The following is a 25,213-nucleotide window of genomic DNA, read 5'->3' as shown; positions in this document are numbered from 1 at the left end:
AAATAATAAATAGGTAAAAAATGTCAGGACATTACGAAGCTCCGATAAGGGAACCTCTAATTATTGGTCACAAAACTTATCACGATATTACGGAAGATATCGCACGACCTATCGAAGAAAGAGCAGGTAAATTATGGTGGGTATCACTATATGCAGCCTTAGTTCTATTCATTTATGGATTCGGGTGTATTGCCTATACTGTCGGAACAGGTATTGGAGCATGGGGGCTTAACAGAACTATTAACTGGGGTTGGGATATTACCAACTTCGTATGGTGGGTAGGTATCGGTCACGCCGGAACCTTAATCTCAGCGGTATTATTATTATTTAGACAGAGATGGAGAATGTCTGTAAACAGATCTGCAGAGGCAATGACGATCTTTGCGGTTGTACAGGCAGCAATCTTCCCTGTTATCCACATGGGTAGAGTTTGGGTAGGATATTGGGTATTCCCTCTTCCTAACCAGTTTGGTTCTCTTTGGGGGAACTTCAACTCTCCTCTACTTTGGGACGTATTTGCGATCTCAACGTATTTCTCAGTATCTACAGTATTCTGGTTCATGGGTCTTATCCCTGACTTTGCAATGATCAGAGATAGAGCAAAAACACCTTGGACTAAGAAAATTTATACATTCCTAGCATTCGGTTGGGGTGGTAAAGCAAAACACTGGCAAAGATTCGAAGAACTTTCTTTGGTTCTTGCAGGTTTGGCTACTCCACTTGTATTCTCAGTACACACCACCGTATCTTTTGACTTCGCAACTTCAGTGATTAAAGGATGGCACTCTACAATCTATCCTCCTTACTTCGTTGCCGGAGCAATCTTCTCAGGATTTGCAATGGTACAAACCCTATTGTTAATCGCTAGAAAAGTATGTCACCTTGAAGATTATATTACAATGTATCATATCGAAATTATGAACATCGTAATTGTATTGACAGGGGGTATGGTAACTGTAGCTTATGCAACTGAATATTTCATCGGATGGTATTCCGGTTCAAGATTCGAAGACTTTACGTATCTTTCTCCGGGTGCTGCTGTTGGACCTTACTGGTGGGCTTTCTGGTCACTAATTATCTGTAACCTTGTAGTGCCTGCATTATTCTGGTTCAAGAGAGTAAGAACAAATATTATTGCAACATTTATCATTGCATTAATTATTAACATCGGTATGTGGTTCGAGCGTTTTGATATCATCGTTATCAACCTTTCCAGAGACTACTTACCAGGATCTTGGACAATGTTTAAACCAACGATCATTGATGTGGGTGTATACTTAGGAACAATCGGGTTCTTCTCTGTATTATTCTTATTATACGCAAGAACATTCCCTGTAATTGCACAGGCCGAATTGAAATCGATTCTGAAAATCTCAGGTGAAACTTATAAAGCAAAAGAAGGAGATGAGCACCACTAAAATTGTATACGGACTTTATGCTGACGACGACGATTTAATGAACGGCGTTAAAGCATTCAACGATAAAGGAATCGCTATAAACGAGGTTTATACTCCGTTTCCGGTTCACGGACTTGACAAAGCTTTAGGATTGAAGAAAACCAGAATTTCTGATGCCGCTTTCCTTTATGCTCTTTATGGTGTTACCATAGGTGCTACTGTAACATGGTATGTTATGAATCATGACTGGCCTCAGAATATTGGTGGTAAACCAGCTTTTGACTGGGCACACAATATGCCGGCATTCGTAGTACCCATGTTTGAGCTTATGGTATTCTGTGCCGCTCACATGATGTCATTAACTTTCTTAGTAAGAAACAAAATGTATCCTGGAGCTCCTGCACAAAACCCTGATCCAAGAACAACGGATGATAAGTTCCTGATGGAATTTGTAACTGAAGATGTAGAATCTGTAAAACAGTTACTTATTGAAACTGGAGTTGAAGAAATAACTGTTAAAGACGCTTAAAATGAAAAAGAACGTATTAAGAATTACAGCAGTTTTAGGTTTAGCAACAGTGTTACTTAATTCTTGCGGACCGAAAGAAAACGCACCATTAGTCTATTTCCCGGATATGTATTTCCCTGTGGCATACGATCCTTTGATGAAAGCTCAGGACGCCTATTCAGATCATGAAAATGAAATCCCTGCTTTCGTTAAAAATAGCTTTGCAACAGGTCTTTCTCCGGTAGAGGGATCAGTGGCTCAAAATAAAGACGGTATTTTCGAAGAAGGTTTACTTCCAAGAACTCCGGATGAGTACAATGCAGGCTATGATGCTTCTAAGAAATTAACGGTTTCTCCGTTGAACCCTGCTAATGCTGAGAAAGATATTGAAAGAGGTAAAATGCTTTTCGATAAAACGTGTGCAGCATGTCACGGTACTGGAGGTGATGGACAAGGACCAATTGTACAAACAGGCGCTTTCTCTGGTGTACCAAACTATGCTGATAGAGAAATTACTGTAGGATCTGTTCATTATGTATTAACAAACGGTAGAAACGCGATGGGGTCTTATGCAGGACAACTGAATGCAGGAGACAGATGGAGAGTGGCAATGTATGTGATGAATGCCTTCAAAAAAGGAGCAGCAGCACCTGCAGCCGCAGCAGCGCCAGCAACAACTGAGACTACCGAAACTAAAAAATAAGAAAAGAAATGTATAGTTTTTCACCAAAATTAAAATCAACTTCTATAATACTTCTTGTTGTAGGTTTAGTTCTATTTGCTGTTGGTTTCTTTATGAACAAAGGAATCTCTACAGAAAGAATAGAGCACATGATGGAGGCAGTACATTCTGCCGGTCATAATGCGCCTACTCACTCAAGTGAAATGGTAGGACCTCAGGATCACGCGGCACATTTAGAACATGCTACGCTGCAGGTTCATAATTCACCGTTGGCATCAATACATTTTGTAGCTGTATTTTTCTTCGGAGTGAGCTGTGCGGTATTGTTTTTCTACTGTATTCAGCACGCTGCTCACGCAGGATGGCCAATCATCATTACCAGAGTAATGGAAGCTATTGCTTCCTACATCCCTTACGGAGGTGCTATTTTAGTAATCATCATGTTATTAAACATCCTTCACCAAGGTCATCTTTTCCACTGGATGGATCCGGATCTTACAGATCCTAACTCTGCTCATTTCGATGTGATCTTGTTTGAAAAGAAAAGATTCTTAAATATTCCTTTCTATGCAATCAGAACTTTCATTTATGTAATTGGAGCTTCTTTCTTTGCTTGGAAACTGAAAGCTCAATCTAAAAAAGTAGATGATACAAAATCTTTAGTTGAGTATCAATTCCTTTACAGATGGGCTGTTGGATATATCGCATTCTTCGGGTTTGCTTCTGCAGCTTGGGCTTGGGACTGGTTGATGTCTATTGACCCTCACTGGTATTCGACAATGTATATCTGGTATTCAATGGTTAGCTGCCTTTCAAGTGGTATCGCGGTAATCATCCTTTTAAGCGTTTACTTAAAGAAAAACGGATTCTTACCTCAGTTCAATGACAATCACTTACACGATTTAGGAGTTTTCCTTTTCGCTACAAGTATGCTTTGGACATATACATGGTTTGCTCAGTTTATGTTATACTGGTATGCCAACGTACCGGAAGAGGTAAACTACTTCTTTGGAAGATTCCAGCATTATGGAGTAACGTTCTTACCAATGTTGATCGTGAACTTCTTATTACCACTATTGGTATTAGTGAGCAGCAGCATCAAAAGAAATTACAAAGTGGTTACTACAATGGCAGTAGTTGTTATTTTAGGTCACCTTTTAGATTACTTCAACATGGTAATGCCGGGAACAGTAGGACCATTCTGGAACACTCCAGAAGTATTCCTTCTTGTTGTTGGAGCTGTGTTATTCGTAGTTGGATTATTTATGTTTACAGTGCTTACTGCATTATCTAAACTTAAATTGATTCCTACAGGTAACCCTTACCTACACGAATCTGAAATTTATGAGTATCCTTTCTAAGGACTTGTAACAAAATAATATTGAAAAAGACTGATTGTAATGATCAGTCTTTTTTGCTTTTAATGCAGATCAAAATATTTAAAAACACATAAAAAAATTATAATGAAAAAGGAACTTCTCATTTTAATCTTATTTTTATTAGGATTAAATTTTGCTTACGCTCAATCCATCACATTCGTTTCAGAAAAAACAAATAAACCTCTAGCTAAAGTTTCTGTATTTGGAAAAGACGGAAACATTGTTGCTTTTTCAGACATTGATGGTAAAATTGATAGGAAAACGATAAAACCCGAACAGGAAAAATTCCAGTTGGTGTATGATAACTTTCCGGTAGCCACACTCTCCTATTCTGATTTTACTAAAGAAATCATTACAATCAATGATCGTGTAAAAGACATCGAAACCGTGGTCATTAAAAGTAAGAAACCGGCTAAGTATGTTTTCTTAAAAGGGAACTTCAACACCTATGTCACCGTGAACGACAAATTGAACTGCTATGCCGATGGAATTATTATGTATGTATTCGACAATAAATCAAAAAAATTAAAGAGGTCTAAAGTTGAACAATATCGCATTTTTAGATTAGAAAATCCTGAAATGGATCGAAAGAAAATGTCTTCCTGGGATTATGACCAGTTTTTAGAAATTCCGAAAATTAAAAATGTCCGAAATGTAGATGAATATAAAAAAAATAAAAACACTGTTTTCAAAGAATTAAAAGGAGATAGAAAAGATGAAGTGGAAGTTACCGGAGAGTTTCTGCAAAAACAGGAATTCGCTTTATTCGGCTATAGATTTTTCGATTTCAGAACCATCTTAAATATGGCTTATGAACAAAACTCAAAAAAAACATTGAAAGACCTTTTAGAATATAATGAAATTGAATTTTTAAAAATGAAGCACAAAAGCGAACCCGAATTTAATTCTATCGCAACTTACAGTAATTTTTATCCAATAGAATTAGATTTAGGAAACGATGACGCAGTTGAAAAAGTAAAATTCAATACCGATAACAGCAATTATACTTCAAAATATTGGGAAAGCAAGGACTTCCCGAATATGCAGCAGATTTTCAGTTCGTTTTTCAAGGATGATCTAAAAGAACAACAAAATAAAAAATAAAATCTACTATTAATAAAGGTTTTATTAAATTTGTAGCAAACAGAATAAAAATGAGAAAGTTATCTTTTCTTCTAGTTTTCAGCTTGTTGCTTTTCACCGCTTGTAAAAAAGACTCGGTGGATGCTACCAGTACCAAAACTTTACAGTCAAGTATCAACGATATGACGTCCAGTTTGCCGACTATTAAGCAGATTAAGTTTAATGAAGCGCTTTACATTCTAAAAACTTTTGGCGTGGAAGCTGACGGTGACGTTGCGGAATTAAAAGCACTCGGACAATTGGTTAATGGGAAAAAAGTTCCCGAAATTTTAACCATGGCAGACGAAGTTGCACAAAAAAACGGAATTGAATGGGCAAGTACCGCTCCTCCTTCATTAGGTGAAATGAATATTTTCGGTGACGAAAAAGCCAAAGAAAGTGACCCGAATGATGTAAAAGCAAACTCACTTTCTATCATCACCAGACCTTCTGCTGACGATGGAAACGGCGCGACAGCCATTCAGATTATCCCAAGACTTGTCGACAACGCCGGAAATCCTGTTTCATTTACAGGTGCCGGCCTGGAAACAACATTGGAAGTGTTCAGTAATGGGGTTCGTCTATCTACCTCCAAAAACTTAATGACAGACAATAATTTTAAAGGATTTAACTTAAAATTCTCTTCTATTCTTGCTGAGAAAGTAGTGGATAACAAAATCGACATCACGGTTTCTGTAAAAACAACAGCGAAGACTTTTAAAATGTCTAAAATCGGATTGGAGGTAAACCCTTCTGCATTGAAAGTTGCTGCTCCGCCAAAAGTAGACTCTACCGCAGTCATTCAGGATCCAAGTGCAGTGGATCCGAATAGTCCTGTAAATACAGCTAACCCTCCCGTATCTGCAGATCCAAATGCAACGACAGCGCCTGTAACACCGAAACAACCGGCTGCTGATCCGAAAGCTACAATAAGTAAGTTTTTAAATAATGTGAGTTCTCAGAATTTAAAAGCAGCATTTGACGCATCCAACAACCCGAGTTGGGGAAGCTATGAATCTTTCTCAAACCCGACTTCAGGTTTTGGCTCTGTAAAAAATGTAAATGTAAAAAACATCAACACCAATGCGACTAACACCAATAATGCAAGTGTAAACGCAACCTATGATGTAACGGATAAATCCGGAAAAACAACTTCTTTGAAGGTAACTTTCGGACTTAAAAATGTAAACGGAGACTGGAAAATTTCCAGCTATAAAATAAATCCTTAATGGCTTCACAGGGACTCATCACAAAACTTCAAGAAACGATCGAGAATATTCCTGATTTTCCGATTCCCGGAATTCAGTTTAAAGATATCTCTCCTATTTTTCTTAATCCGAAATTATACGAAGAGGTAATCCAGGATCTGGTGGCGTTCAGCAGAGGAAAAGTAGACGCTGTCTGTGGAATCGAAAGCCGAGGTTATCTTTTCGGAATTGCCATTGCAGTAGCCTTGGAAGTGCCCTTTATCTTAATCAGAAAAGCAGGAAAACTTCCGCCACCGGTTATATCTGAAGAATATGATCTGGAATATGGCAATGCCATCATCGAAACCCGCGAAGGACAAATAAAATCCGGACAAAGAATTCTTATTCATGATGATTTGCTCGCAACGGGAGGAACTACAGAAGCCGCTGCAAAATTGGTTGAAAAACAAGGAGCTACCGTTGCTCAGTTCAGTTTCTTAACCGCTTTAAAAGGCTTGAATGGTGATGAAAAACTGAAGAAATTCAATGCCGAGATCTATCACATTTTAGAATATTAAACTAAAAATACAAATACTTCGACGAGCTCAGCATGACAATGCTAATAATTTACCTTAACATGAAGAAATTGGTCTCAAAAATGTCATGCCGAGCCACAACGGAGCAACTTTTTTCACAAAATTCATCATTCACGATTCACAATTGACAAAATTTCATCAATAATACGTACAAAGTATTTTGTAAATCATTCAGAAACAATTAAATTTGCATTTCAATTTTTAAGAATTTATGGCAAAACTTACAAAAGATCAGGAAGGTAAAGAAACAGTAGAGTTTTTTAAAGATCTTGACAGAGAGGCTTTAAACACAGAAAGATTTCTTGAAAAATATTCTAAGCAATTGGGAATAGTTTTCGGTGCTTTGGTATTGGGAGTTTTAGGCTTTTTCGCATATAAGCAATTCGTAGTGGCACCTCAAAATGCTGAAGCGGTAAAAAGCTTCCTTGCAGCACAGAAAAATCTTACCACCGGTAAAGATAAAGAAGCGCTGGGAGGAACTTCTGCAGCTAATCCAGGATTTATCGGGACGGCTAACGAATATTCTTCTACTTCTATCGGTAAATTGTCTGCTTACAATGCAGGTTTATTGAAATTTAAAGAAGGAAAATTCCAGGAGGCATTCGATCTTTTGGATAAATTTTCATCGGACAACAAAACGATGATGGCCATGAAATATGGAGCTATGGCTGACGCTCAGTCAGGGCTAAACAAAAATGACGACGCTTTACAATTATTGGACAAGGCAGCTTCTGCTTCTGATGATCCGTATACGACTTATTATTTTACTAGAAAAGCAGGTATTTTAGCTTTAGGATTAAAGAAAAATGCTGACGCTAAGAAATATTTTGCTGCAATCAGCGAAAAATATCAGGACTACGACAACGGAATGTCTGATTCTTATATTGAAATGACTAAATATTATTAAAAAATGGCAACAGTTAATCTTTCAGATTACAAGCCACTGAATATAACGAATGCCGAAGATTTTTCTATCGGCATTGTTTTTTCTGAGTGGAATGATTTTGTAACCTATAATCTTCGTGATGCAGCTCTGGAAATTCTTGAAAAAGAAGGCGTAAAAAAGGAAAACATTAAACTTTTCCCTGTTCCCGGAGCATTTGAACTAAACTATGCAAGCATGCAGCTTTGTAAAGAAAGAAAGTATGATGCAGTGATCTCTATCGGATGTGTCATTCGTGGCGAGACACCTCACTTCGATTATGTATGTTCTGCCGTAGCACAGGGCATTAAAGACTGTAATATTATGACAGATACCCCTACTATTTTCTGTGTACTAACGGACGATACGAAAGAGCAATCTATCGCGAGAAGTGGCGGAGATCTCGGAAATAAAGGAGTGGAAGCAGCTGTAACAGCTCTAAAAATGATCGATTTCAGAAAAAATCTTTCAGGTAAAAAAGGCAACATTGGTTTCGGACATTAATTGCCAAGCCTAACGCATACAAAAGGACTATCGCAGGATAGTCCTTTTTTGATGCTCAAACATTTCCGACCTGAAAGTAAATAAAAACTATCTTTGCATAAATTAATACACAGTTAATAAAATGTTTACGCAAAAAATTAAACCTTTTCTGTATTTGGGAATCTTCTACCTTATCATTTCACTGCTGGTAAGGATTGTATTTTTCTTTCATCCGATCACCAATGTCAGCTTTGGCTTCTTTGAAGTCATAAAAGTTTTATCCATCGGGCTTGTGAATGATATTTTTGTTTTCATCCTGGCAAGCTCTATTTTAGCGCTTTACTTTTTATTTTTATCAAACTCAAAATACAATAAACCTTACGGATATATTATTTTCGGGGTTCTTTTGTTAGTTTTCCTCTATATTTTAGTCATTCCGAATAATATTTTTAAACAGTACGGAGGTTCGGTTACAAAAATTGCTTTAATTTTTGTCGGTTTGAAAACTCTTCTTTTCGGATTGATGCTTTTCTTGCCTTCAAAGAGAATAAAAATTCGTAATACATTATATTTCATCACTTTATTTCTATATGTTTTATCCATTGTTTTCAATGCAATGAGTGAATACTTCTTCTATAACGAATTTGGATTGAGATACAATTTCATTGCGGTAGATTACCTTATTTATACCAATGAAGTGATCGGGAATATTATGGAAAGTTATCCTGTAGTCCCGTTATTCCTAGTCATTTTTGCGGTTACTTTCGGGATTACGTGGTTGATCTTTAAAAAAACAAAAAAAGAGCTTTTAACGCTTCCAAATTTTAAACAGAAATTAATTTTACTGGGGACATTTGCTGTTTTGGTTGGAACAAGTTTATTGGTGATTCCTGCGATGATGCAGATAAAATCATCCAATGTCTTTGCCGAAGAAATAGAAGCCAACGGAGTTCCGAAATTCTATTGGGCCTTTACCCATAATGAACTTGATTATTTCCAGTTCTATTCTCAAATTGATCAAAACCAGGCAGAAAAAAACTTCCTAAGCCAATATCCGGAACATACATTAACGAGAAATATTGTTACTGAACAGCCTGAACAAAAGAAAAACGTAGTTTTAATTTCTATTGAAAGTTTATCGGCAGAGTTTCTTGAACATTATGGAAACACACAAAAGATAACTCCGTTTTTGGATAGCCTGGCAGACAAGTCGATGATGTTTACCAATCTATATGCAACCGGAAACAGAACCGTTCGTGGTTTGGAAGCCTTAACACTTTGTATCCCACCGACAGCCGGGGAAAGCATTATTAAAAGAGAAAACAACAAAAATAAGTTTACCACAGGAAGCGTTTTCAAATCAAAAGGATATGATGTAAAATTCCTGTATGGCGGTTACAGTTATTTCGATAATATGCAGGATTTCTTTGAAGGAAACGGCTACGGAATTGTTGACCGAAATAATTTTAAACCTGAAGAAATCTCATTCGCCAACGTTTGGGGTGTTGCTGATGAAGATATGGCTAAAAAAGCCATTCAGACGATGAATGCGGAAGCAAAATCCGAAAAACCATTCTTCAACCACTGGATGACAGTTTCCAACCATAGACCTTTCACGTATCCTGACGGAAGAATCGACATTCCGGGAGATGCAAAATCAAGAGAAGGTGGCGTAAAGTATACCGATTATTCAATTAAAAAGTTCTTCGAAATGGCTAAAAAACAGGATTGGTATAAAAATACAGTCTTTGTGATTGTTGCCGATCACTGTGCTTCAAGTGCCGGAGGAACCGAATTACCGATGGATAAATACAGAATTCCGGCGATGATTTTTTCTGAAGGATTTGTTCAGCCTCAGAAATTTGATAAGCTGATGTCTCAGATCGACCTGATGCCTACCCTTTTCGGATTGCTGAATTTTAATTATCAGTCTAAATTTTTAGGTCAGGATGTTTTTAAAGAATATTTCCAACCGAAAGCATATATCGCCACTTATCAGGATTTAGGTTTTGTAAAAGACGATCATTTAACGATTATTTCACCAGTAAGAAAGGTAAAACAATATGCATTAAAGCAACAGGAAAGCAAACTCGCTCCGGCATTCAATATTTATTATGATGAAAATGCGGTGAAAACTCCACAACAAAATTTAGTAGATCAAACGATATCAGCGTATCAATCGACTTCTTATTGGTTGAAAAAAAATCAGCTTAATCGTTGATTAACAAATCTTTTTTAGGCTAAATTTTAAATTTTCATCAATTCTGATTATTTTTTTAATAAAATACTGAATTCACTTTAATATTAATTTTAAATTTACTTACAAAATTTATTATTATGAAATGGACTGACGACAGAGGTGGTAATGTAGAGGACCGAAGAGGTTCCGGCGGGGGCGGAGGCGCCCTCGTTGGAGGCGGTTTGGGAACACTGATTATTGCTGCTATTATATTTTTCCTGGGAGGAGACCCTTCCTCTATTCTTTCCTCTGGTGCTGGTGCGAACGCTCCAAGAACTGAACAAAGACAGTTAACAGCCAATGAGCAAAAAATTGGAGAAATGGTAAATATGATGGGAAAATGGAATATTGAAACATGGAACAAAATTTTCCAACAAAACGGAATGACTTACAGGGCTCCTAAAATTATTCTTTTTGAAAACACCACCCAATCTGGCTGCGGAATTGCACAATCTGCCATGGGACCATTTTACTGTCCTGCAGACCAAAGTGTGTATATGGATATGAGCTTTTTTAATGAACTTCAATCTAGATTTGGTGCAAAAGTTACAGAATTTACAATCGCTTATGTACTCGCTCACGAAGTCGGGCATCATGTTCAGACTCTTTTGGGAACTACTCAGGAAGTGGATAATATGAGAAGAAGCGGAAGGTTTTCTGAAGCAAAAATGAATCAGGTTTCTGTGGCAACAGAACTTCAGGCAGATTTTTATGCCGGAGTTTGGGCAAAACAAACCGATAGCAGAGAGCATATTTTAGAACCCGGAGATATTCAGTCAGCCATTGAAGCTGCGGAAGCTGTGGGTGATGATAATATCCAGAAAAGATCTCAGGGATATGTAAATCAGGAAAGCTTTACACATGGTTCTTCGGCCCAGCGTAAAGAATGGTTTATGAAAGGCTACAACACCGGAGATATCAAGCAAGGTGATACTTTCAATCAGCTTTTAAGATAATTGTTAGACCATAAAACAAAAATCCCTGAAGAAGTTCTTCAGGGGTTTTGTTTTATTTTAATTCAATCGGGTTGCTGTTATTCTTAGCATCTTCTTTTACCCGGTCTTCCATTCTTTTCCTGAAATCACCGCCATTTCCACCACGGTTTCCACCGCCGCTGGATCTTGGGGCAGCAATTCCGCCACCTGCCCCCATTCGGGTTTGGCTAAATCCACCTCCTTGATTACTCATAAATGAAACAGGATCTGATTTAAATTTTTCCTGTTGTTTTACAAAATCCGTTCTTTTTACTTTAATTGTATTTCCAAACTGATTCATCGAAGGAAAATCTGAAATTTTATAGTTTTTCATCAAATCAAAAGAATATTCTCCTTGAGCATCTTCCACTTTTACGATTAACCCCGGAAGCCCTCCGAATTTATAAGGGCCGTCCTGATAAGGTAAATCTGTAGTAAACCAAGCCGTCCATTTTCTGCCACCAAACTCAGTTTCTGCTTTTTGTACTTTATAATCTCCGATTTTCATGGTTTCAGATAAAATTTTCCAGCTGATCGAGCGATCTTCTTCATATTGATAAACATCTCGTCCCAATCTGTCTTTAAAGAATGTTTTCTGGTTTGCCTTATCTTTTTCAACCGTATAATTGATGTTTGATCTTAAACTTTCCATTTGATCTCTGTTGAAACCTCTCGCACCACCACTCTGGAAATTCTGCTGCATAATAGAATCTCTTTTAATTCTATTTTCCGAATAAAAAAGTGATTTTTCTGCTGAAATATCTAAATATGCATTCTCCGTTTTCACGTCGTTTTTATCTGATGCATTAGACTTCATGGTCACCTGATACACAAATCTGTTGGTTTGTGCAAAGACAGTCTGCATGAACAGCCCTAACACAATAATTCCTATTTTTTTCATTATATCTATGATTTTTTATTTTAATTCAATTGGATTTTGGCCGACTTCACTCGTGAAAGAAGTTGAATTTCCCACACTTGAATTCGACATCTGCATCATTCCATCAACGTCATTTCCGCCGGGAGGCATTCCCATTCCGTTAGGAGGTCCATTCCCTCTCATACCGCCACCTGACATTCCGCCACCACGCTTTCCACCTCGATCACTCGAAGAAAAAGCTCTTCTATTACTTTTCGCTTCCAGTTCTAACGCAGCCATGTCTCCTTTAAAATCAATTCTTGTACTTAATTTAGCATCAGAATTAACAGGTTCTTCAAAAGCATTTTTAATATTGATTTTTTTAATTAAATCAAACTTATAATCCCCTTTATCATCTTCCAGCTTCACAATTAAACCGGGTAAACCTGAAAATTTATACGGTCCGTCAGAAATGGCAATACTTTTTGTAAACCAGGCCGTCCAGGTTCTTCCTCCGAAATATGCAGTCGCTTTTTGTGAAGGATATCCGTTTTGTTGTTCCGTAACATTGGTTATCTCCCATTTTACCGGTCGATCTTCCTGATAATAAATTTGTCTGCTGGCTATTTGATCATGAAAATAAACTTTTTGCTCCGCAATATTTTTGGTAATATAATAATCAAAAAAAGTCGGTTCAGTCGTTTTTTTAGCTCCCGGCTTCGAAAGTTCTTTCCTTTCTTTCTTATTATTTTCTTTTTCTTCAGGTTTAAAAAAAGCAAAAAGAGAATCTTTGATCAATTTATTTTCGCTGATAAATAATGACCGGTTGTCTTTAACATCGAGAAACGTTTTTTCACTCTTCAGACTTACCAGATTAATCGAATCCGGATTCACTGAAGTATCATAGACAAATCTCGTGGTTTGCCCATAAGCCACCACTACCAATAGCAACACAAAAAAGGAATATAGTTTTTTTTCCATTTATACTGTATAGATAAAAATTATATTTCAAAGTTAAATCAAAAACAGAATGCTATGATTTGTAAAAAATAAATTATAGAATTTTTAACACTCAGAAACTTATCTGAACGTAAAATCGTTAAAATAGACATCATCGATTTGAGATTGCGGAAATTAGTTTGTATTTTTGCATCATTAAATCATTCTAAATAAATACAATGATAAAAGTATCAGATCATGCAAAAGTAAAGGCAATCCAACTGATGACGGAGGATGGCTTCAACGCTGCTGAAGACTATATAAGAGTGGGAGTAAAAAGCGGAGGATGCTCCGGATTAGAATATGTTTTGGGATTTGACAATAAGAAATCTGATACAGATCAGGTTTTTGAAGATAACGAGATCAAAATTGTTGTAGATAAAAAATCCATTCTTTATTTAGCAGGAACCACTCTTGAATATTCAGGAGGTTTGAACGGAAAAGGATTTGTTTTTAACAATCCGAACGCATCCAGAACTTGCGGGTGTGGAGAATCTTTTAGCTTGTAATTATTAAAAGATTAAAGGATTAAAAAATTTAAAAATTAGCAATGGCTGTTGAATTCGAAAAATTTGAAGTTTATCAATTAGCCATTAATCTTACTAAGAATGTTTTTAATCTTTTAAGTCAAGATAAATACAAGAAAGAATTTGAATTGAGTAACCAAATAAAAAGAGCGGTTTTATCAATTTCAAACAATATTGCAGAAGGGAGCGAGTATAACAACAATGCACAATTCATTAGATTTTTAAAATATTCTAAAGGCAGTTGTGGCGAAGTAAGAAATATGTTACATCTTTGCTCAATCCTATATGAAGAGGACACACAAGATTTAATTAATGATTGCAAATTGGTTTCAAGACAATTATCAAAATTTATTGATTATCTCTCTAAAACAGATGTTAGAAAACGAAACTAATTTTTTAATCATTTAATTTTTTAATTATTTAATTAATGTCAAAGTACACTGAAGACGATTTACGCGTCGACTTAGAAAATAAAAAATATGAATTCGGCTGGGAGACGAAAATCGATTATGAAGATTTCCCGACGGGTTTAAACGAAGACATCGTCCGCGCGATTTCTACTAAAAAAGAAGAGCCGGAATGGATGACAGAATGGCGTTTGGAATCTTTCAGAATCTGGTTGAAAATGGTGGAGCCGGAATGGGCGAATATTAAGTACGAAAAACCGGATTTCCAGGCCATTAAATATTATGCTGCACCAAAAGCAAAACCTGAGCTTGAAAGTTTAGACGAAGTAGATCCTGAATTATTGGCGACTTTCGAAAAATTAGGAATCAATATCGAAGAACAAAAAAGACTTTCAGGAGTTGCGGTAGATATCGTAATTGACTCAGTTTCTGTAAAAACAACTTTTCAGGATACATTGATGGAAAAAGGAATTATTTTCTGTTCTATCTCTGAAGCGATTAAAAACCACCCTGATTTGGTAAGAAAATATCTTGGAAAAGTAGTTCCGAGAGGAGATAATTTTTATTCAGCATTGAATTCCGCAGTTTTCTCTGACGGAAGTTTCTGCTATATTCCAAAAGGAGTAAAATGCCCGATGGAATTATCTACATATTTCCGTATTAATCAAGCAGGTACAGGTCAGTTTGAAAGAACACTTGTGATTGCAGATGAAGGAAGTTATGTATCTTACTTAGAAGGTTGTACAGCACCATCAAGAGACGAAAATCAGCTTCACGCGGCTGTTGTTGAGCTAATCGCAATGGATAATGCTGAAATTAAATATTCAACTGTACAAAACTGGTATCCAGGGAATGAAGAAGGAAAAGGTGGAGTTTTCAATTTCGTAACGAAAAGAGGACTTTGCGAAAAGAATGCAAAAATCTCTTGGACTCAGGTTGAAACTGGTTCTGCTGTAACTTGGAAATACCCTTCTTGTATTTTGAAAGGTGATAATTCAATCGGTGAGTTTTACTCTATCGCAGTGACCAACAATCACCAATATGCTGATACAGGAACAAAGATGATCCATATCGGTAAGAATACAAAATCTACGATTATTTCTAAAGGTATTTCTGCAGGAAAATCTCAGAATTCATACCGAGGTTTGGTTAAAGTAATGCCAACAGCAAAAGGAGCGAGAAACTTTTCTCAGTGCGACTCTCTATTGATGGGTAACGAATGCGGTGCCCATACTTTCCCCTATATAGAGATCAAAGATCCTTCTGCCCAGCTGGAGCATGAGGCTACGACTTCAAAAATCGGTGAAGACCAGATTTTCTACTGTAACCAAAGAGGAATCGACACAGAAAGAGCAATTGCTTTGATCGTAAATGGTTTCAGTAAAGAGGTTTTAAATAAATTACCAATGGAGTTCGCCATTGAAGCTCAAAAATTGCTTGAGATTTCTCTGGAAGGATCCGTAGGGTAATCAATCCCATAAACTGTAAATTGTAATGATGACGATGAAAAAATTTTTATTAGTATTTTTTGGTGTTTTATGCCTTGGGCTTTCAGCTCAGGAAAAAGGTACTTATCAGCTTTCAAGCCATATTCTTGACATCTCGCAGGGGCACCCAGCAGGACAGGTGGGAGTATCGCTGGAAAAGTTTAACGAAAACACCAAAAAGTGGGTTCCCATGGGCAAGAAGTATACAGACAGCAACGGGAGAATTGGCGATTTTCTGCCTTATGCTCAGGGAGATCAGAATAACGGAACTTATAAACTGATCTTTGAAACCGGAGATTATTATAAAGCTCAAAAAGTAGAGAGTTTCTATCCGAGTATTGAAATTATATTTCAGGTAAAGAACAAAGAGCATTATCATGTGCCTATTTCTTTATCACCATTTGGATATTCTACTTATAGAGGAAGTTAGAATAAAAAAGCAGAAGATCTTTTACTATGAATTATAAAAGCTTTTTCTTATTATTAGCTCTGAAAGGCAGCTTACTTTTATCACAAAAGGTAAAAGTAGGAATTTGGGAAAGGTTTGATGTGAATTCGCTTCCGAAAAACAGTGTTTATACGAACACAAAAGAAAGCATCAATGCTAAAGATGATGATGGAAACGGTTATGTAGACGATATTCACGGAATTGGCTTTAATGAGTTTGAAAAATTGGTTCCGGAAACATTTGTGGCCAACGAAGGAAATCAGGACGATTACGATCATGGAACGGCAATCGCCTCAGTGATCCTTCAACAAAACCCAAATGTTGAATTGTACGGAGCAGGGTTTGTTTATACAACGGAAAGACTTGAAAAATCAGGTTTGTTACAGCTTTCTGTTGAAGAAAGGATAAAGCAGCTGCCACAGGAATTGGAAAGAATGGATCAGTTTATCGGGCAGTCGATTGATTATTTTAGTAAAAATAAGATCCAGCTTGTGAACATAAGTTTTGGGCAGACTCTTGAAGGAATTATAGAAAAGAATCCTAATTTTGGAAAAAATCTGGAAGAACAAACTCAGAATTCCCAAAAGTGGCTTAATAGTTTTAAAAGCTCTTTAGAAAAGAATTTTAAGGAACATCCCGAAATAACGTTTGTTGTAGCTTGCGGAAATGACGGGAAAAATATAGAAACATCTCAGGATGTGCCTGCCAATATTGTACTGCCCAACGTAATTGTGGTTGGTGGTCTTGATAAAGATCTGAAACAGAGAGCAGACTTTTCCAATGAAGGAAAAAACATAGATCTCTATGCTCCTTCTGAGGATATTGCCGTAACAATGGCTCTTAATAAAAAAGAAACAGTTTCCGGCGTGTCCGTGGCTGCGCCATACATTACAGGAAAGCTTTCAAAACTTATTGTAAAAAATAAGATCAGTAAACAGAATGTGAAGAAGATCCTGGAAAAGGAAAATTCAGGTTATTAAAAATAATTGTAGTGAAACATATACGCAATGTTGGTTTAGCCTTGCGATAATTTTATATAAATTAAAATGTTAGAGATAAAAAACTTGCACGCCAAAATTGAAGACGGCGCAGAAATTTTAAAAGGAATCAATCTAGAAATAAAACCGGGTGAAGTTCATGCGATCATGGGGCCGAACGGAGCCGGAAAATCTACACTTTCTTCGGTAATCGCGGGGAAAGAAGATTATGAAGTAACTGACGGAGAAATCATTTTCAGAGGTGAAGATATCATCGAAGATGCTCCTGAAGACAGAGCTCACAAAGGTATTTTCTTATCTTTTCAGTATCCGGTAGAAATTCCGGGGGTTTCTGTAACCAACTTTATCAAAGCTGCGATGAACGAAAACAGAAAAGCAAACGGATTAGGTGAAATGCCTGCAAAAGAAATGTTGGCTTTAATTCGTGAAAAATCTGAGCAATTGGGTATTAAAAAAGATTTCCTTTCAAGATCATTGAATGAAGGTTTTTCAGGAGGTGAAAAGAAAAGAAACGAGATCTTCCAGATGATGATGCTTGATCCTAAATTGGCTATTCTCGATGAAACCGATTCAGGATTAGATATTGATGCTCTAAGAATCGTTGCAGACGGTGTAAACGCATTTAAAAATGAAGGTAATGCAGTTCTTCTGATTACTCACTATCAAAGATTGCTTAATTATATTCAACCGGACTTCGTTCACGTTTTAGCAAACGGAAAAATCATCAAAACAGGTGATAAATCTCTTGCTCTTGAATTGGAAGAAAAAGGGTACGACTGGCTTTTAAATTAATTAAAAGATTAAGAAATTCAGAGATTCAGATGATCTCTTAGTTTAACAATTTCAGCCAAACAAAAAAGAAAAAATGGTGCAAACCACAGATATACCAGTAATGGCATTACAACAACAGATTATTGAAAATCACAGTGAATTTTTGGAGAGCCTTCGTCACAGATTTCTGGATGACGGTAGAAAAGCAGCTCTTCAAAGATTTGAAAATCTTGGTTTTCCTACGAAAAAAGACGAAGAATACAAATATACCAACCTAAAGGAAATTACTGAAAAAGGATACAACTTTTTCCCAAAGGAAAGTCATAACATCACCAAAGAACAATTGGATGAATTACATTTGGGAGAAGAAAATTTTGACTGGATTACTTTCGTAAACGGTAAACTTCGTAAAGAGTTATCAAAAGTTTCGATTGAAAATGTTGAGTTTCTTTCATTTAATTATGCATTGAATGATGAGAAGCATAAAGATGTTTTCGATAAATATTTCAACACAATTGCTGCGGATCAGTCAGCTTTCACCAATTTAAATCAGGCTTACTGCAAGTATGGTTTCTTTTTGAAAGTGCCTAAAAATGTTGTCATTGAAAAGCCCATCCATATCTTCTATATTTCTCAAAATCAGGAAGAAAACACTTTCTACAACACGAGAAATTTATTAATCGTAGAAGAAGGTGCAAAAGTGGAAATCATTGAAAGTCACCACAATTTTGACAATACATACGTGTTGACCAATTCTGTGACGGAAATTTTCACTTATCCGAATGCAAAAGCAGATTGGCATAAATTGCAAAACGATAACGATACTTCTTATTTAATTGATAATACTTTCGCAAAGCAGGAAAAAGATAGTTTAACGACTGTAAATACATTCTCTTTCGGAGGTAAATTGGTAAGAAATAACCTGGATTTCATTCAAAACGGATCGAATATCAATTCATTCATGAACGGAATCACGATTATCGGGAAAGACCAGCTGGTAGATCACCACACGGCGGTTCACCACAATCAGCCGAATTGTGAAAGCTATCAGAACTACAAAGGTATTTTCAGCGGGAAATCCCACGGGGTTTTCAACGGGAAAGTATTTGTAGATAAAATTGCTCAGAAAACCAATGCTTACCAGCAAAATAACAACGTTTTACTAAGCGAAGGCGCCACAATTGACACCAAGCCTCAGTTGGAGATTTTCGCAGACGATGTAAAGTGTTCTCACGGTTGTACAGTCGGACAATTGAACGAAGATGCGTTATTCTATTTAAGAGCAAGAGGTATTTCAAAAAAAGAAGCTCAGGCACTGCTTTTATATGCGTTCGCTAATGATGCGATGCAGAATATTGACATTGAGCCTTTAAAAGAGAAAATTTCAAAGCTTTTGGCGGAGAAACTTGAAGTAGATATAGAGTTCTAACAATATATAATTGATAATAAAAAAGCACTTCTTTGAGGTGCTTTTTGTTTTTATAGCTGTCCTCATATTCTTCTTGATGCTAAAGATCGCCAGTTTTTTTGAAATGATTGAGGATATTTTTTGTTCGCGAAGGCGTTTCACTCAGCGAATGATAGCTGAAAATAGGATAACAAACTTAAATTTTGAACGCAAAAAAGATCATTGAACTTTTTTGATGTTAAATATTTTTAGTTTCATAAAGCCATTTCACTACTAAGAATATGGCTGAGAATTGTGTTATTCGTGAAAAACATTTGTGTTATTTGTGTTTAAAAATATAAGTTTTGGCTAAAGCCAAGATTCTCATGTATAAAAAAAGCGGACTAAAGTCCGCTCCTATTGATATATTGATTTCAATTTCTATTTAAAATTATTTAGCTTAAGTACTTAAATAATTACTTTTTCAACCACCACTGGCTGTCTTTTCTTTCAGATCGTTTTACACCGTTATTCAAAGTATAAGCTAAACCAACTCCAAGCGTTTGTTTAAGCTGCGTTTTCTGGATCTGATTATGGTCATAAAGAACATCGACTGTAATATTGGAAGAAATAAATCGGTTAACCTTCAAATTCAGAACCATTCCGTACGCTAATACCAGCCTTTCGGGATGATCCAGATAATTAGAGAAAACAGAAGCCGTATTTGTCATGTTTACATTATCCATAATCTTTAATTTATAGGAAGCCGTCCCCAGAAAACCGAACTGCAATAGCGAAGTATCTCCATCAGCCTTTAAACCATAGCTTCCTGCGGTCTGAAGATCTTTATCCAGCACAAACGTCCATCTGGCATTGGTAGGACGAAGATTGATATTAATATTATCATTTGGCCGGTAAGTGATACCGAGACCGAGATTCAGATATCCCGGAGCCATAAAATTCGACAATTTTTTCGCTAAAGGATTGTTTCCGTCCTCATATCCGACTGCAAACTGCGACTGGAAGCCAGCTCCGGCAGAAAGATACCAGCTTTTGGAGATCTTCCGACCATAATTGGTAGAAATGTTGATAACATCCTGGGTTTTTCTGACACCTATTCCCTTTGTATCATTCTGTCCGTAATTAAGAAGAATAATATTTTCCCAGAGATCTTTATCATTCTCATATGTAATATTATAATCAATTGCAGCAAGCCAACCTACATTATTGGCACCACCACCAACCCAGTTTGAGAATGCAGCCTGATTAATCATTACGGATTGTTTTCCCAATACCGACCAATGTTTTATTGTATCAATTTTTACAGATCCGGTATCAATAACCACCACCTGAGCACTGGCAAAAATCCCTAACGTAAGGGAAAGAATGAATAAAAACTTCTTCATAAGACTAAAGATTATCAATTACAAAAGTATAAATATAATTTTTGTTAAAAAAAGTATGCCTCAGGCATATTCTATATTTACATCAAACTTTTCTTTAACCAGCTAAAAACAAGCCACTTTAGAAAAGTAAATGCCAAAATTTTAATTATAATTTCAAAAATAGTAAAAATCATTACCTTTTGGCTTAAAATTATTTCTTTCACAGGAAATCATCGCCAAATTTTCCGAAATTGTGTATTGGCTTTTGATTTGTGGTCTCCTATTCCTAGTATATCAATTATGATTAAAAATATAATCTCCAAAAGAGCAGTCATCTACCCATTATTCATGCTGGCAGCAATGTGGTTCGGATATTTTCTGCAAACCATGGGCTTTTTCAGCAGCTGTTTCGGAGCCATTATTCCATTGGTTCCTGAAGGGTTGCTGGGCGTGGTGACTTCTCCGCTTTTACATGGAAATATAGATCATATTATAGGAAATTCCATTCCCATTGGAGCGTTAATGTTTCTGCTTTACCAGTTTTATCCTATGGTAGCGAACAAAGTATTTATCCTCGGATGGCTGGCCACGGGGCTTCTGGTATGGATGCTCCCTCCTATCGATATCATGACCGGACAATATATGTATACTTGCACCATAGGAGCAAGCGGCGTGGTGTATGTTCTTGCATTTTTTCTTTTTTTCAGCGGAGTTTTCAGGTGGAATATGAAGCTTCTCACCATTTCACTGCTTGTTGTTCTTTATTACGGAAGCCTTGTTTGGGGAATGCTGCCTGAAGAACTTTTCTATAATCTGCAGGAGCCAAGTAAGATTTCCTGGCAGGCACACCTCTCTGGCGCAGTTGTCGGAAGTATTATTGCCTTTATGTTTAAGAATGTGGGAGATCGAAAGAAAAAATACATTTGGGAATTTCCACATTATTACAGTGAAAAAGACGATAAACTATGGCAGGAATATAAAGAAAATCATCCCGAAGATTTCCTGGAACTCCCTTATAAAAAAAGAGATGATATTTGGGATCATTTGGAAGAATTAAGGAAAAAGTAAAACTTAATTGCTACATTTGTTACACAAAAAAACACGAATGTATTCCGAAGAACATCTTTATTCCATCGCATTGCGTGAATGCAATCTGGTTGGTGATATTAATTTCATCAAACTTATCCATACGTTTAAAAGCGCTAAAGAAGCATGGCTTTATGCTAAAAAAGAGTATCCAAAAGCAGACGGCATCGGCAGAAAAACAGTTTCCGACATTGGAAACCCGGATCATTTGAAATTTGCAGAAAAAGAATTAGAATTTTGCGAAAAGAATAATATCCTGATTCATCTTAGACACCTGAAAAACCTTCCGGGTCTTATCCATGAATGTGATGATGCTCCCGTAATCCTTTACCAAAAAGGGAACTTCGACCGTTCCTTAACAACAGTAAGCATCGTTGGCACACGAAATATGACCTCCTACGGGAAGAAATTTATCCAGGATTTTTTTCAGGAAACCCGGCATTCCAGATATATATCCATCAGCGGTCTTGCCTTGGGAGCGGACCAGGAGGTTCATGAGCAGTCTATTCACTTTCAGATTCCTACAGCAGGAGTTTTAGCTCACGGATTTCAGATGATTTATCCTTCCCGAAACAAAAAGCTATCGGAAAATATCATTGAACAGGGAGGAGCACTCTTCACTGAATTTAATTCTTCCCAAAAGCCGGGCAGAGAAAATTTTATCCAAAGAAACAGAATCGTTGCCGGTTTTTCTCCTGCTACCATCATTGTGGAAACAGCATTTGGGGGAGGCTCTATCAGCACGGCCACATTCGCCAACAATTACAACAGGGATGTTTTTGCGCTTCCCGGAAAAATTACGGATAAATACAGTCAAGGATGTAATCACCTCATTTTTCAGAACAAAGCAACAACCATTTCAACCCTTAAAAATCTCGTGGATTCATTAGGATTTAATAAGCCTGCAGACAAAATAGAAGAATTATTCCCTGAAAGTGAAACCAATCTTTTGCTTACTGAAAATCAAAATCTTATATACCGTATAATTGCCGACCACCCACGTATCAGCCTGGACGACCTGGCGGATAAAATTTCCCTTCCTTCTCATAAAATTCTATCAATAATTTTAGAGTTAGAACTTTTAGGGAAAGTAAAATCATTTTCCGGGAGGCAATTTATGATAATTTGATAATTAATGATTTCTTAATACTACATTAATTAAGAGAGAACTTTTAATTTTTAACAACATTTACATCAAAATTATTATTTTAATAATATTTGAACACATTATTATTAAATTTTCAACAATCTTCAATTAAGCTATTGTGAATTTTGAAAAAAAAATTAAATTTGTTGACAATAATATTCAACCCTACTATATGGAACAATATAATATTGACCAGAAAATACAAGAGTTTATTGCAAAAATAGAGGCAAAAAACCCGAACGAACCGGAATTTTTACAGGCCGTAAAAGAAGTTGCCGTTACCGTAATTCCGTTCATCATGAATAAGAAAGAATATACTGGCATGAAGCTTCTTGAAAGAATGGCTGAAGCGGAGAGAATTATCATTTTCAGAGTTCCATGGGTTGACGATAAGGGAGAAATTCAGGTAAACAGAGGGTTCAGAATTCAAATGAACTCTGCTATCGGACCTTACAAAGGAGGGATTCGTTTCCATCCGACTGTAAACCTTTCGGTTCTGAAATTCCTGGCATTCGAACAGGTATTTAAAAACTCATTAACTACTCTCCCAATGGGTGGTGGTAAGGGAGGTTCAGACTTCGATCCGCAAGGCAAATCTGATATGGAAGTGATGCGTTTCTGCCAGGCGTTCATGACAGAGCTGTGCAAGCATATTGGTCCTGAAACGGATGTTCCTGCGGGAGATATCGGTGTGGGAGCAAGAGAGATCGGATATTTATTCGGTCAATATAAGAAAATAAGAAATGAATTTACCGGAGTTCTTACCGGAAAAGGATTGGCATATGGAGGTTCATTAATTCGTCCTGAAGCTACCGGTTACGGAGTTGTTTACTTCGCGGAGCAGATGCTTAAGACCATCGGACAAACCTTCAAAGATAAAACAGTAACGGTTTCAGGTTTCGGAAATGTAGCCTGGGGGGTTATTAAGAAGGTATCTGAGCTTGGCGGTAAGGTGGTGACGCTTTCCGGACCGGATGGGTATATTTATGATAAAGACGGAATCGATGGTGAAAAAATTGATTATTTATTAGAGCTTAGAGCTTCCGGAAATAACAGAGCCGAAGACTATGCTAAAAAATATCCGTCTGCAGAATTCCATGCAGGAAAACGCCCTTGGGAAGTGAAGTGTGACGTAGCCATTCCTTCGGCTACTCAAAACGAACTTGATCTTGAAGATGCTAAAATCCTTGTGGAAAACGGATGTCTTTGTGTAACTGAAGCAGCCAATATGCCTTCCACTTTAGATGCCATCAACTACTTCCTTGACAATAAAGTATTATTCTCTCCCGGAAAAGCATCTAACGCAGGTGGTGTTGCCACTTCAGGTCTCGAAATGACACAAAACTCGATCCGTCTAAACTGGACGTCTGAGGAAGTTGACGCAAGACTGAAAGAGATCATGATCGGAATCCACAAAGCATGTAGAGACTACGGAAAAGAGGAAGATGGCTATGTAAACTACGTAAAAGGTGCTAATATCGCCGGATTCGTAAAGGTTGCAGAAGCTATGTTAGCTCAAGGAGTCGTATAAAATACAAAGGTTGGGGTAAAAACTCCCGACCTTTTTTCATACAGCCTGTTCCCGGGATTTATAAATGGGATAAAAGTAAAAAGTGAAAGGAGAAAGCGTTGAGTATTCAACGCTTTTTTTTTAGACATCTTTTCGTAAAATGCGGAAACTGCTTTGCAGAATTTCTGGATCAGTTTCAAAACTTGGGGAGAAATTGTTTAGATGTATTTTTTGCCACGAATGCACGAATATTTTTATTTCCCATAGATTGATAGGATTTTCGTGGATGGGGCTGTTTCTGTTGGTTTTTCGCAAAGGCGCAAAGATATTTTTAATGCCTGATGTTTTTAAGGCGCAAGGATTTTATCAAAGATAAAATTGAGCGCTGCATATTATCGCCACGAATGCACTAATTTTTTATTTCCCATAGATTGATAGGATTTTCGTGGATGGGGCTGTTTCTGTTGGTTTTTCGCAAAGGCGCAAAGATATTTTTAATGCCTGATGTTTTTAAGGCGCAAGGATTTTATCAAAGATAAAATTGAGCGCTGCATATTATCGCCACGAATGCACTAATTTTTTTATTTCCCATAGATTGATAGGATTTTCGTGGATGAGGCTGTTTCTGTTGATTTTCGCAAAGTCGCAAAGATATTTTTAATGCTTTATGTTTTTAAGGCGCAAGGATTTTATCAAAGATAAGATTGAGCGCT

General features: G+C 36.8%; 24 protein-coding genes. 21 read left to right on the top strand and 3 right to left on the bottom strand.

What is annotated here, in order from left to right:
- Nucleotides 1-20 precede the first annotated feature (20 nt).
- The 11 genes from nrfD (at nucleotide 21) to ypfJ (ending at nucleotide 11,471) form a co-directional block, all read left to right on the top strand.
- A complete protein-coding gene (gene nrfD, locus VUJ46_RS16065; RefSeq protein WP_326981736.1) occupies nucleotides 21-1,418 on the top strand; it encodes an NrfD/PsrC family molybdoenzyme membrane anchor subunit in 1,398 nt (465 codons plus the stop codon).
- On the top strand, nucleotides 1,405-1,926 hold the full coding sequence (locus VUJ46_RS16060; RefSeq protein WP_326981735.1) for a DUF3341 domain-containing protein: 522 nt from the start codon (nucleotides 1,405-1,407) through the stop codon (nucleotides 1,924-1,926). Before nrfD ends, VUJ46_RS16060 begins: the two co-directional genes overlap by 14 nt.
- A gap of 1 nt (nucleotide 1,927) precedes the next feature.
- Nucleotides 1,928-2,608, top strand: a complete 681-nt coding sequence (locus VUJ46_RS16055; protein WP_326981734.1) for a c-type cytochrome — start codon at nucleotides 1,928-1,930, stop codon at nucleotides 2,606-2,608.
- A gap of 8 nt (nucleotides 2,609-2,616) precedes the next feature.
- Nucleotides 2,617-3,948, top strand: coding sequence for a quinol:cytochrome C oxidoreductase (locus tag VUJ46_RS16050; RefSeq protein WP_326981733.1), 1,332 nt, complete (start codon nucleotides 2,617-2,619; stop codon nucleotides 3,946-3,948).
- A 102-nt stretch (nucleotides 3,949-4,050) separates the two neighbouring features.
- A complete protein-coding gene (locus VUJ46_RS16045) occupies nucleotides 4,051-5,070 on the top strand; it encodes a hypothetical protein (RefSeq protein WP_326981732.1) in 1,020 nt (339 codons plus the stop codon).
- 50 nt (nucleotides 5,071-5,120) lie between these two features.
- Nucleotides 5,121-6,317 carry a hypothetical protein gene (locus VUJ46_RS16040; RefSeq protein ID WP_326981731.1) on the top strand — a complete coding sequence of 399 codons (1,197 nt, stop codon included), beginning with the start codon at nucleotides 5,121-5,123 and terminating at the stop codon, nucleotides 6,315-6,317.
- On the top strand, nucleotides 6,317-6,853 hold the full coding sequence (locus VUJ46_RS16035) for an adenine phosphoribosyltransferase (RefSeq protein WP_326981730.1): 537 nt from the start codon (nucleotides 6,317-6,319) through the stop codon (nucleotides 6,851-6,853). Before VUJ46_RS16040 ends, VUJ46_RS16035 begins: the two co-directional genes overlap by 1 nt.
- Nucleotides 6,854-7,082: 229 nt before the next feature.
- Entirely contained in the window at nucleotides 7,083-7,778 is a 696-nt protein-coding gene (locus tag VUJ46_RS16030; RefSeq protein ID WP_326981729.1) for a tetratricopeptide repeat protein, read from the top strand.
- A 3-nt stretch (nucleotides 7,779-7,781) separates the two neighbouring features.
- The gene (gene ribH, locus VUJ46_RS16025) at nucleotides 7,782-8,297 is read left to right on the top strand and encodes a 6,7-dimethyl-8-ribityllumazine synthase (protein ID WP_326981728.1); all 516 of its coding nucleotides are present in this window, start codon (nucleotides 7,782-7,784) and stop codon (nucleotides 8,295-8,297) included.
- Nucleotides 8,298-8,418: 121 nt separating this feature from the next.
- Nucleotides 8,419-10,497, top strand: a complete 2,079-nt coding sequence (locus VUJ46_RS16020) for an LTA synthase family protein (RefSeq protein WP_326981727.1) — start codon at nucleotides 8,419-8,421, stop codon at nucleotides 10,495-10,497.
- A 116-nt stretch (nucleotides 10,498-10,613) separates the two neighbouring features.
- Nucleotides 10,614-11,471: a KPN_02809 family neutral zinc metallopeptidase gene (ypfJ, locus tag VUJ46_RS16015; protein WP_326981726.1), complete on the top strand. Its 858-nt coding sequence runs from the start codon at nucleotides 10,614-10,616 to the stop codon at nucleotides 11,469-11,471.
- A gap of 52 nt (nucleotides 11,472-11,523) precedes the next feature.
- On the opposite strand, the gene VUJ46_RS16010 is transcribed toward ypfJ, so the two are convergent.
- Both VUJ46_RS16010 and VUJ46_RS16005 read right to left on the bottom strand, forming a co-directional pair.
- The gene (locus VUJ46_RS16010; RefSeq protein ID WP_326981725.1) at nucleotides 11,524-12,390 is read right to left on the bottom strand and encodes a GLPGLI family protein; all 867 of its coding nucleotides are present in this window, start codon (nucleotides 12,388-12,390) and stop codon (nucleotides 11,524-11,526) included.
- A 15-nt stretch (nucleotides 12,391-12,405) separates the two neighbouring features.
- Nucleotides 12,406-13,329, bottom strand: a complete 924-nt coding sequence (locus tag VUJ46_RS16005) for a GLPGLI family protein (RefSeq protein ID WP_326981724.1) — start codon at nucleotides 13,327-13,329, stop codon at nucleotides 12,406-12,408.
- Between the two features lie 197 nt (nucleotides 13,330-13,526).
- Between VUJ46_RS16005 and VUJ46_RS16000 the strand changes: the two genes are divergently transcribed.
- From VUJ46_RS16000 to sufD, 7 genes are all read left to right on the top strand, one after another.
- The gene (locus VUJ46_RS16000; RefSeq protein WP_326981723.1) at nucleotides 13,527-13,856 is read left to right on the top strand and encodes a HesB/IscA family protein; all 330 of its coding nucleotides are present in this window, start codon (nucleotides 13,527-13,529) and stop codon (nucleotides 13,854-13,856) included.
- A 41-nt stretch (nucleotides 13,857-13,897) separates the two neighbouring features.
- Nucleotides 13,898-14,266 carry a four helix bundle protein gene (locus tag VUJ46_RS15995; RefSeq protein WP_326981722.1) on the top strand — a complete coding sequence of 123 codons (369 nt, stop codon included), beginning with the start codon at nucleotides 13,898-13,900 and terminating at the stop codon, nucleotides 14,264-14,266.
- Nucleotides 14,267-14,301: 35 nt separating this feature from the next.
- Nucleotides 14,302-15,750 (top strand): Fe-S cluster assembly protein SufB, encoded by a 1,449-nt coding sequence (gene sufB / locus VUJ46_RS15990; RefSeq protein ID WP_326981721.1) that lies wholly within the window; start codon nucleotides 14,302-14,304, stop codon nucleotides 15,748-15,750.
- 34 nt (nucleotides 15,751-15,784) lie between these two features.
- On the top strand, nucleotides 15,785-16,198 hold the full coding sequence (uraH, locus tag VUJ46_RS15985; RefSeq protein ID WP_326981720.1) for a hydroxyisourate hydrolase: 414 nt from the start codon (nucleotides 15,785-15,787) through the stop codon (nucleotides 16,196-16,198).
- A 26-nt stretch (nucleotides 16,199-16,224) separates the two neighbouring features.
- Nucleotides 16,225-17,196 carry a S8 family serine peptidase gene (locus VUJ46_RS15980; protein WP_326981719.1) on the top strand — a complete coding sequence of 324 codons (972 nt, stop codon included), beginning with the start codon at nucleotides 16,225-16,227 and terminating at the stop codon, nucleotides 17,194-17,196.
- 66 nt (nucleotides 17,197-17,262) lie between these two features.
- The gene (sufC, locus tag VUJ46_RS15975; protein ID WP_326981718.1) at nucleotides 17,263-18,006 is read left to right on the top strand and encodes a Fe-S cluster assembly ATPase SufC; all 744 of its coding nucleotides are present in this window, start codon (nucleotides 17,263-17,265) and stop codon (nucleotides 18,004-18,006) included.
- A gap of 100 nt (nucleotides 18,007-18,106) precedes the next feature.
- The gene (gene sufD / locus VUJ46_RS15970; RefSeq protein ID WP_326981717.1) at nucleotides 18,107-19,414 is read left to right on the top strand and encodes a Fe-S cluster assembly protein SufD; all 1,308 of its coding nucleotides are present in this window, start codon (nucleotides 18,107-18,109) and stop codon (nucleotides 19,412-19,414) included.
- 434 nt (nucleotides 19,415-19,848) lie between these two features.
- Here sufD and VUJ46_RS15965 read toward each other — a convergent pair whose 3' ends face one another.
- Complete coding sequence (locus VUJ46_RS15965; protein ID WP_326981716.1) at nucleotides 19,849-20,778, bottom strand: DUF3078 domain-containing protein; 930 nt, start codon at nucleotides 20,776-20,778, stop codon at nucleotides 19,849-19,851.
- A 279-nt stretch (nucleotides 20,779-21,057) separates the two neighbouring features.
- Between VUJ46_RS15965 and VUJ46_RS15960 the strand changes: the two genes are divergently transcribed.
- The 3 genes from VUJ46_RS15960 (at nucleotide 21,058) to gdhA (ending at nucleotide 24,521) form a co-directional block, all read left to right on the top strand.
- The gene (locus VUJ46_RS15960; RefSeq protein ID WP_326981715.1) at nucleotides 21,058-21,825 is read left to right on the top strand and encodes a rhomboid family intramembrane serine protease; all 768 of its coding nucleotides are present in this window, start codon (nucleotides 21,058-21,060) and stop codon (nucleotides 21,823-21,825) included.
- A gap of 37 nt (nucleotides 21,826-21,862) precedes the next feature.
- Nucleotides 21,863-22,972: a DNA-processing protein DprA gene (dprA, locus tag VUJ46_RS15955; protein ID WP_326981714.1), complete on the top strand. Its 1,110-nt coding sequence runs from the start codon at nucleotides 21,863-21,865 to the stop codon at nucleotides 22,970-22,972.
- Between the two features lie 190 nt (nucleotides 22,973-23,162).
- Nucleotides 23,163-24,521, top strand: coding sequence for an NADP-specific glutamate dehydrogenase (gdhA, locus tag VUJ46_RS15950; protein ID WP_326981713.1), 1,359 nt, complete (start codon nucleotides 23,163-23,165; stop codon nucleotides 24,519-24,521).
- Nucleotides 24,522-25,213: the final 692 nt, after the last annotated feature.

Origin of the sequence: Chryseobacterium sp. MYb264, assembly GCF_035974275.1 — a bacterium.
In the GTDB taxonomy this organism is placed as follows: domain Bacteria; phylum Bacteroidota; class Bacteroidia; order Flavobacteriales; family Weeksellaceae; genus Chryseobacterium.
This window is presented reverse-complemented; position numbering and strand designations above follow the sequence as displayed.

What these genes read in the sequence shown, in the direction of transcription:
- nrfD (WP_326981736.1), top strand. Translation starts at nt 21, where the DNA reads ATGTCAGGACATTACGAAGCTCCGATAAGGGAACCTCTAATTATTGGT.
- VUJ46_RS16060 (WP_326981735.1), top strand. Translation starts at nt 1,405, where the DNA reads ATGAGCACCACTAAAATTGTATACGGACTTTATGCTGACGACGACGAT.
- VUJ46_RS16055 (WP_326981734.1), top strand. Translation starts at nt 1,928, where the DNA reads ATGAAAAAGAACGTATTAAGAATTACAGCAGTTTTAGGTTTAGCAACA.
- VUJ46_RS16050 (WP_326981733.1), top strand. Translation starts at nt 2,617, where the DNA reads ATGTATAGTTTTTCACCAAAATTAAAATCAACTTCTATAATACTTCTT.
- VUJ46_RS16045 (WP_326981732.1), top strand. Translation starts at nt 4,051, where the DNA reads ATGAAAAAGGAACTTCTCATTTTAATCTTATTTTTATTAGGATTAAAT.
- VUJ46_RS16040 (WP_326981731.1), top strand. Translation starts at nt 5,121, where the DNA reads ATGAGAAAGTTATCTTTTCTTCTAGTTTTCAGCTTGTTGCTTTTCACC.
- VUJ46_RS16035 (WP_326981730.1), top strand. Translation starts at nt 6,317, where the DNA reads ATGGCTTCACAGGGACTCATCACAAAACTTCAAGAAACGATCGAGAAT.
- VUJ46_RS16030 (WP_326981729.1), top strand. Translation starts at nt 7,083, where the DNA reads ATGGCAAAACTTACAAAAGATCAGGAAGGTAAAGAAACAGTAGAGTTT.
- ribH (WP_326981728.1), top strand. Translation starts at nt 7,782, where the DNA reads ATGGCAACAGTTAATCTTTCAGATTACAAGCCACTGAATATAACGAAT.
- VUJ46_RS16020 (WP_326981727.1), top strand. Translation starts at nt 8,419, where the DNA reads ATGTTTACGCAAAAAATTAAACCTTTTCTGTATTTGGGAATCTTCTAC.
- ypfJ (WP_326981726.1), top strand. Translation starts at nt 10,614, where the DNA reads ATGAAATGGACTGACGACAGAGGTGGTAATGTAGAGGACCGAAGAGGT.
- VUJ46_RS16010 (WP_326981725.1), bottom strand. Translation starts at nt 12,390, where the DNA reads ATGAAAAAAATAGGAATTATTGTGTTAGGGCTGTTCATGCAGACTGTC.
- VUJ46_RS16005 (WP_326981724.1), bottom strand. Translation starts at nt 13,329, where the DNA reads ATGGAAAAAAAACTATATTCCTTTTTTGTGTTGCTATTGGTAGTGGTG.
- VUJ46_RS16000 (WP_326981723.1), top strand. Translation starts at nt 13,527, where the DNA reads ATGATAAAAGTATCAGATCATGCAAAAGTAAAGGCAATCCAACTGATG.
- VUJ46_RS15995 (WP_326981722.1), top strand. Translation starts at nt 13,898, where the DNA reads ATGGCTGTTGAATTCGAAAAATTTGAAGTTTATCAATTAGCCATTAAT.
- sufB (WP_326981721.1), top strand. Translation starts at nt 14,302, where the DNA reads ATGTCAAAGTACACTGAAGACGATTTACGCGTCGACTTAGAAAATAAA.
- uraH (WP_326981720.1), top strand. Translation starts at nt 15,785, where the DNA reads ATGAAAAAATTTTTATTAGTATTTTTTGGTGTTTTATGCCTTGGGCTT.
- VUJ46_RS15980 (WP_326981719.1), top strand. Translation starts at nt 16,225, where the DNA reads ATGAATTATAAAAGCTTTTTCTTATTATTAGCTCTGAAAGGCAGCTTA.
- sufC (WP_326981718.1), top strand. Translation starts at nt 17,263, where the DNA reads ATGTTAGAGATAAAAAACTTGCACGCCAAAATTGAAGACGGCGCAGAA.
- sufD (WP_326981717.1), top strand. Translation starts at nt 18,107, where the DNA reads ATGGCATTACAACAACAGATTATTGAAAATCACAGTGAATTTTTGGAG.
- VUJ46_RS15965 (WP_326981716.1), bottom strand. Translation starts at nt 20,778, where the DNA reads ATGAAGAAGTTTTTATTCATTCTTTCCCTTACGTTAGGGATTTTTGCC.
- VUJ46_RS15960 (WP_326981715.1), top strand. Translation starts at nt 21,058, where the DNA reads ATGATTAAAAATATAATCTCCAAAAGAGCAGTCATCTACCCATTATTC.
- dprA (WP_326981714.1), top strand. Translation starts at nt 21,863, where the DNA reads ATGTATTCCGAAGAACATCTTTATTCCATCGCATTGCGTGAATGCAAT.
- gdhA (WP_326981713.1), top strand. Translation starts at nt 23,163, where the DNA reads ATGGAACAATATAATATTGACCAGAAAATACAAGAGTTTATTGCAAAA.